Origin of the sequence: Streptomyces sp. NRRL B-24572 (genome assembly GCF_002156145.1) — a bacterium.
In the GTDB taxonomy this organism is placed as follows: Bacteria; Actinomycetota; Actinomycetes; order Streptomycetales; family Streptomycetaceae; genus Streptomyces; species Streptomyces vietnamensis.
The window spans coordinates 1-5,335 of the sequence record NZ_MWIG01000658.1 but is presented as its reverse complement, the minus strand read 5'-3'; the positions used below and the strand labels follow the sequence as shown (position 1 = coordinate 5,335).

The window sequence follows — 5,335 nt, the reverse complement described above, 5'->3', positions numbered from 1 at the left end:
GGCGGCGCGCCGCCGCCGCGACCTGGCACTCGAGGGCTTCCTGGCCCTGCGCGAAGGCGGGCTGCGGGAGTTCCACATCGCGGCCCACCGCCTGAAGAGCGAGCTGCTCGACGCCTGGTGGATCCGCTGGCGTGACGGCCCGCTGGCGGCGACCCTCACGACCGGCTGCCAACTGGACGCGCTGAAGAGCGGGGACCTCTCCCACCTCGACCACGGAGAAGTGTCGCGACTGGAGCGCCCGGAGGACCCGGTCTTCGGCATGTGCGGCCTCCTCCACCCCTATCCCGTTCCCGTCCCCCCGACGCGTCCGCCGAGCGGTCCGTCGGGGGCACCTCACCTCCGTCCCCCGAAGGAGCTCTCCTGATGAGATTTCGCCGCCCACCCCTGGTTCTGAGTCTCGTCCTCGCGGTCCTGTCCTCATTGCTGCTCGGGGCCACTCTCCTCAGCGCCCCGCCCGCCGCAGCGGCGACCGTCGACACCAACGCCTGGTACGTGCTGGTCAACCGCAACAGCGGCAAGGCCCTGGACGTCTACAACCTGGCGACGGGTGACGGCGCCCGCATCACCCAGTGGACCAGGAACGACCAGAACCAGCAGCAGTGGCAGTTCGTCGCCTCCGGCGACGGCTACTACCGCATCAAGTCCCGTCACTCCGGCAAGGTCCTGGACGTCCAGAACAGTTCCACCGCCAACGGCGCCCCGGTCGTCCAGTGGACCGACCTGAACGGCACCAACCAGCAGTGGCGGATGGCCGACAGCGCGGACGGCTACGTGAGGTTCATCGCCCGCCACAGCAACAAGGCCCTCGAAGTGCAGGGCGCCTCCGCCGCCGACGGTGCGAACGTCGTCCAGTACGACGACTGGGGCGGCGCCAACCAGCAGTGGCAGCTCGTCAAGGTCGCCGGTGGCACCCCCGGCACCTGCGCCCTTCCCTCGACGTACCGCTGGTCGTCGACGGGCGCACTGGCGCAGCCCAAGGCGGGATGGGCCTCGCTGAAGGACTTCACCGTCGCCCCCTACAACGGCAAGCAGCTCGTCTACGCGACGACGCACGGCGCCGCCGGAACGGGAGCCGGCTGGGGGTCGATGAACTTCACCCCGTTCACCGACTGGTCGGAGATGGCCTCGGCCGGCCAGAACACGATGTCGAGTTCCGCCGTCGCGCCCACGCTCTTCTACTTCGCGCCGAAGAACATCTGGGTGCTCACCTACCAGTGGGGCAGGACCGCCTTCTCCTACCGGACGTCGACCGACCCCACCAACCCGAACGGCTGGTCGGCGGAGCAGGAGCTCTTCTCCGGAAGCATCGCGGACTCCGGAACGGGCCCCATCGACCAGACGCTCATCGGCGACGGGACGAACATGTACCTGTTCTTCGCCGGTGACAACGGCAAGATCTACCGGGCCAGCATGCCGATCGGGAACTTCCCGGGCAGTTTCGGCTCGTCGTACACGACGGTCATGAGCGACACGGTGAAGAACCTGTTCGAGGCGCCGCAGGTCTACAAGGTCCAGGGCCAGAACCAGTACCTCATGATCGTCGAGGCGGACGGTGCTCAGGGGCGGTACTTCCGCTCGTTCACAGCCACCAGCCTGAACGGTTCCTGGACGCCCCAGGCCGCGACCGAGAGCAACCCCTTCGCCGGCAAGGCCAACAGCGGCGCCACCTGGACCAACGACATCAGCCACGGCGAACTGATCCGCACCGGTGCCGACCAGACCTTCACCGTCGATCCCTGCAACCTGCGCTTCCTCTACCAGGGACGCGATCCCAACTCCGGTGGCGACTACGGCCTGTGGCCCTACCGGCCGGGTCTGCTGACGCTGCAGCGCTGACGATGTGACACCGGTCCGGCTCGGGGAGGGGCCGACGGGGCGGGCTCGGCGGACAACCGGGCCCGCCACGGCCCCGTCCCGCTCACCAGCCGGCGATGCGGTCGGCGGCACAGCCGGCGGTCGGGTGAACGCCGACGACGTCCCCGCCGCCGGCGATCAGCACCCGGCCCGCCCTACGGACAGGCCGGGCCGGTCGGGGCGTGACCACCGCAGCAGGGCTGATCGGTCTGGTACGGGGTGTCGTGTGGGAGTCTGGCGTCCATGTCGATCTTCGCAAACGTCGTGGTGCTGCTCATCGCCGCTCTCCACGTGTACATCCTGGTCCTGGAGATGTTCCTGTGGACCGGTCCGCGAGCCCGGGCCGCGTTCGGGACCAGCGCCGGGTTCGCCGCCGAGACGAAGGCGCTCGCGGCCAATCAAGGGCTGTACAACGGCTTTCTCGCCGCCGGGCTGGTGTGGGGCGTGGTGGCGTCCGACCCGGTGGGCTTCCAGGCGAAGGTGTTCTTCCTGGTGTGCGTGGCGGTGGCCGGTGCGTACGGCGCCGCCACGGCCAGCCGGAAGATCCTCTTCGTGCAGACCGTTCCGGCGCTCATCGGTCTGGCACTGGTGCTGGCCGCCCGCTGAGCGATGCCGGCCGACCGGCCGGACCGGGCAGGCCCGCAGGATCACGCCTGCGGGCCGCCGCCGTCCTGGGAGCCCAGGAGAACCGCGGTGCTACGGCTCAGCGTGTCGCGGACGCCCCCCCCTCCAGCGCGGACAGGGAGACGCCGGCCTGCCCGGCGGCGCTCGGGCGGAAGGACAGGCCGGGAGCCGGCGCTCCGGCCGGTGGCGATGGCCGACCTCGTCCGCGAGACCGAAGCGTCCCTCCGGGGCACCGACGCCGGGCCCGGCGACCCCGACGCGGTGGAACGGACGGTGAAGGAGCTGGTCGCCCGTGGCTTCCCGCTGACCTCCGCCGTTCCGCGGAACTACGGCCGCCTCCTGCTCACCGACCCGCCCGACCACCGACTGGTCGGCATCGACCCGGCCGACGAATCCGCCGGCTACGCGATTCCGCGCGGAGTGGCCCGCGACCACGTCGGCGCGCAACGACACGGCCGGACGGCCCGGCGGACCTGGCGCACTCGGCCTGCTCGGGGGAGCGGCGCCGACGCGGACCTCTGCGTCTACCGGCTGCTGTACGGCAGGAGTGCCATCTCGCGGGCGTTCTTGATGGCCGCCGCGAGCTCTCGCTGCTGTTGGGCCGTCACCCTGGTGACGCGCCGACTGCGGATCTTGCCACGGTCGGAGAGGAACTTTCGGAGCAGGTCGGTGTCCTTGTAGTCGATGAAGGTGATCCCTGCCGCGTCGAGGGGATTGGGGCGGGACTTCAGCGGCTTATGGGGGTTCTGGCGGCGTGTCATGGCGTTTTCGTCCGTTCGTGGGGGCGGGGGTCAGGAGACGGGGTCGAGGAGGCCGTCGAATGCGGCCGGAAGGTCCTTCCACGCCTCGCGGCCGGCTGCGAATTCGGCGTCGGTCAGCAGGCAGGACTCGAGCCGAGCCACCAGGCCGTCGCGGTCGAGGCCGGGGGAGGTGAAGACGAGGTGCTGGCAGCAGTCGCCGTGCTCGGGGTGCCAGTCGAGTGAGGCTGCCGCCCGGCGCATGGGCGGTTCCATCTCCCAGGCGGCATCCGGAAGGGACGCCAACCAGGGGCCGGCGCTCTCCACGCACAAGGCACCACCCGCGGCGTCCCAGGCCAGCAGGGTGTCCGGGCGATCGGCGAGCCAGAACCTGCCGCGGCTGCGGGCGGCGGCGCAGCACAGGTCTTCCAGCGCCCGGTAGAGGCGTTCCGGGTGGAAGGGGCGGCGGCGGTGCCAGACGAGGGTGGTGACGCCTGCTTCGTCCGCCTCCTGGGGGAGCAGGGCGCAGGCAGGATGCTGGGCGGCCGCGGCCGCTTCCACGTCGAAGCCGGCGAAGGCCAGCCCGGCGAGCTCCTGGGATCCGGCGCGCGTCCGATGGGCGGTCGGGTGGAGCTGGTTCAGGAGTGCGTGGTCCTCCTCGTCGGCGTGTTCGTTGTCGACGAGAGCGAGGACCGGCGCGTACTCCAGCTGTCTCGCCCAGGTGTCGCCGACGGTGCGCCGGTCGGTGGCGGCCGCTGCGAGCCCCGCCTCGGCAAGGTCGTCGCCATTGGCGAGGCAGGGGAGCACCAGTGCGGGATCCACCGCGGTGATGACGTTGGTGAGGGCGAGGCCGGAACCGCCGTGCATGGCGATGACCTCGGCCATCGCCTTCGGCTCGACCGACTCCCACAGCTCGACGACGGCCAGACGGGTCAGACGGCTCGCGGCGAGGCGTTCCAGCTCCGGGACCAGGTCCTCGCGCAGTGCGCAGCAGGCGCAGTCGTTGACGAGTGGGGCGTGGCCGGACGAGAGCTCGCCCGAGGCGTCGCGTACGCGACGGACCACGGTGCCCTCGGCTGCGGTGGCCAGGTCGTGGTGCAGGGCGACACTGCCGGGAACGGTCTGCAGCAGCCCTTCCACCACCTCCTTGCGGGCATCGCTGTGGATTCCGGCGACGATCACGACCGGCATCGTGAAGTCGTCCCGCATCACGGGGCCTCGAAGCGGGCGTAGCGGCGTTCGAAGCGTTCGACGCGGCCGGCGGTGTCGAGAACGCGTGCGGTGCCGGTGTAGAAGGGGTGGCTCGCGGAGGAGATCTCGACGTCGACGACGGGGTAGCTGTTGCCGTCCTCCCCCTCGACGGTCTTGTCACTGGTGAGGGTGGAGCAGGTGAGGAAGGCGTAGTCGGCGGCCTTGTCGCGGAAGACGACGGGGCCGTAGGGCGGATGGATTCCTGGCTTCACGGCGGTGTCCTTGGTCGAGGGGAGGGTCAGCGCTCTTCGCGGAAGTCGACGTGGCGTCGGGCGATCGGGTCGTACTTGCGCATCACGAGCCGGTCGGGATCGTTCCTGCGGTTCTTGCGGGTGACGTAGGTGTAGCCGGTGCCCGCGGTGGAGCGGAGCTTGATGACCGGGCGGATTTCGTTGCGTGCCATGACGCTACTATATGGCAACGGTTTTCATTTTCGATACGGACCCGCGTTCCGAGAGAGGCCGGTGGCCCCTTTGTCCGCCAACTGCCAACTGACCGGCGCCAAGCCGGGATTCGGCAACAACATCTCCCACTCGCACCGGCGCACCTCGCGCCGCTTCGACCCGAACATCCAGCGCAAGAGGTACTGGCTGCCGAGCGAAGGCCGGCACGTCCGCCTCACGCTGAGCGCGAAGGCGATCAAGACCGTCGACGCGATCGGCATCGAAGCGGCCGTGGCTCGCATCCGGGCCCGAGGAGGGAAGGTCTGATGGCGAAGAAGAGCAAGATCGCCCAGAACGAGAAGCGCAAGCGGACCGTCGAGCGATACGCGGCCCGGCGCGCCGAGCTGAAGGAGATCATCCGGCGCCCGTCCTCCCCGGAGGCCGACCGCTCCGCCGCTGTCGCCGAACTCCGTCGGCAGCCGCGCG

Annotated in this window: 7 protein-coding genes and 2 pseudogenes; 5 read left to right on the top strand and 4 right to left on the bottom strand. The window is 70.3% G+C overall.

Features of this window, described 5'->3' with window-relative positions:
- From CCN56_RS32885 to CCN56_RS32875, 3 genes and pseudogenes are all read left to right on the top strand, one after another.
- Window positions 1-364: pseudogene (locus CCN56_RS32885) on the top strand (cupin); the annotation flags it as partial.
- Complete coding sequence (locus tag CCN56_RS32880; protein ID WP_086831520.1) at window positions 364-1,836, top strand: non-reducing end alpha-L-arabinofuranosidase family hydrolase; 1,473 nt, start codon at window positions 364-366, stop codon at window positions 1,834-1,836. The pseudogene CCN56_RS32885 and the gene CCN56_RS32880, both read left to right, overlap by 1 nt.
- 261 nt (window positions 1,837-2,097) lie before the next feature.
- The gene (locus CCN56_RS32875) at window positions 2,098-2,460 is read left to right on the top strand and encodes a DUF1304 domain-containing protein (protein WP_086831519.1); all 363 of its coding nucleotides are present in this window, start codon (window positions 2,098-2,100) and stop codon (window positions 2,458-2,460) included.
- A gap of 542 nt (window positions 2,461-3,002) precedes the next feature.
- Here the strand turns inward: CCN56_RS32875 and rpsR are convergent.
- From rpsR to rpmG, 4 genes are read right to left on the bottom strand one after another with little or no spacing between them, the layout of a single operon-like run.
- Window positions 3,003-3,239, bottom strand: a complete 237-nt coding sequence (gene rpsR, locus CCN56_RS32870; RefSeq protein ID WP_086831518.1) for a 30S ribosomal protein S18 — start codon at window positions 3,237-3,239, stop codon at window positions 3,003-3,005.
- Window positions 3,240-3,269: 30 nt separating this feature from the next.
- Window positions 3,270-4,406, bottom strand: a complete 1,137-nt coding sequence (locus tag CCN56_RS32865) for a GTP-binding protein (protein WP_373412931.1) — start codon at window positions 4,404-4,406, stop codon at window positions 3,270-3,272.
- A 17-nt stretch (window positions 4,407-4,423) separates the two neighbouring features.
- Window positions 4,424-4,678 carry a type B 50S ribosomal protein L31 gene (locus CCN56_RS32860; protein ID WP_086831516.1) on the bottom strand — a complete coding sequence of 85 codons (255 nt, stop codon included), beginning with the start codon at window positions 4,676-4,678 and terminating at the stop codon, window positions 4,424-4,426.
- Window positions 4,679-4,704: 26 nt separating this feature from the next.
- Window positions 4,705-4,869 carry a 50S ribosomal protein L33 gene (rpmG, locus tag CCN56_RS32855; protein WP_086831515.1) on the bottom strand — a complete coding sequence of 55 codons (165 nt, stop codon included), beginning with the start codon at window positions 4,867-4,869 and terminating at the stop codon, window positions 4,705-4,707.
- 70 nt (window positions 4,870-4,939) lie between these two features.
- Here rpmG and rpmB point away from each other — a divergent pair, with 70 nt between their 5' ends.
- Together rpmB and CCN56_RS32845 are read left to right on the top strand one after the other, a co-directional pair.
- A complete protein-coding gene (gene rpmB, locus CCN56_RS32850; protein WP_086831514.1) occupies window positions 4,940-5,176 on the top strand; it encodes a 50S ribosomal protein L28 in 237 nt (78 codons plus the stop codon).
- Window positions 5,176-5,335 (top strand): annotated as a pseudogene (locus CCN56_RS32845) (30S ribosomal protein S14); the annotation flags it as partial. The gene rpmB and the pseudogene CCN56_RS32845, both read left to right, overlap by 1 nt.

Bases quoted from the DNA above. Each gene is read 5' to 3' on its own strand.
- CCN56_RS32880 (WP_086831520.1), top strand. From the start codon at position 364: ATGAGATTTCGCCGCCCACCCCTGGTTCTGAGTCTCGTCCTCGCGGTC.
- CCN56_RS32875 (WP_086831519.1), top strand. From the start codon at position 2,098: ATGTCGATCTTCGCAAACGTCGTGGTGCTGCTCATCGCCGCTCTCCAC.
- rpsR (WP_086831518.1), bottom strand. From the start codon at position 3,239: ATGACACGCCGCCAGAACCCCCATAAGCCGCTGAAGTCCCGCCCCAAT.
- CCN56_RS32865 (WP_373412931.1), bottom strand. From the start codon at position 4,406: ATGCCGGTCGTGATCGTCGCCGGAATCCACAGCGATGCCCGCAAGGAG.
- rpmG (WP_086831515.1), bottom strand. From the start codon at position 4,869: ATGGCACGCAACGAAATCCGCCCGGTCATCAAGCTCCGCTCCACCGCG.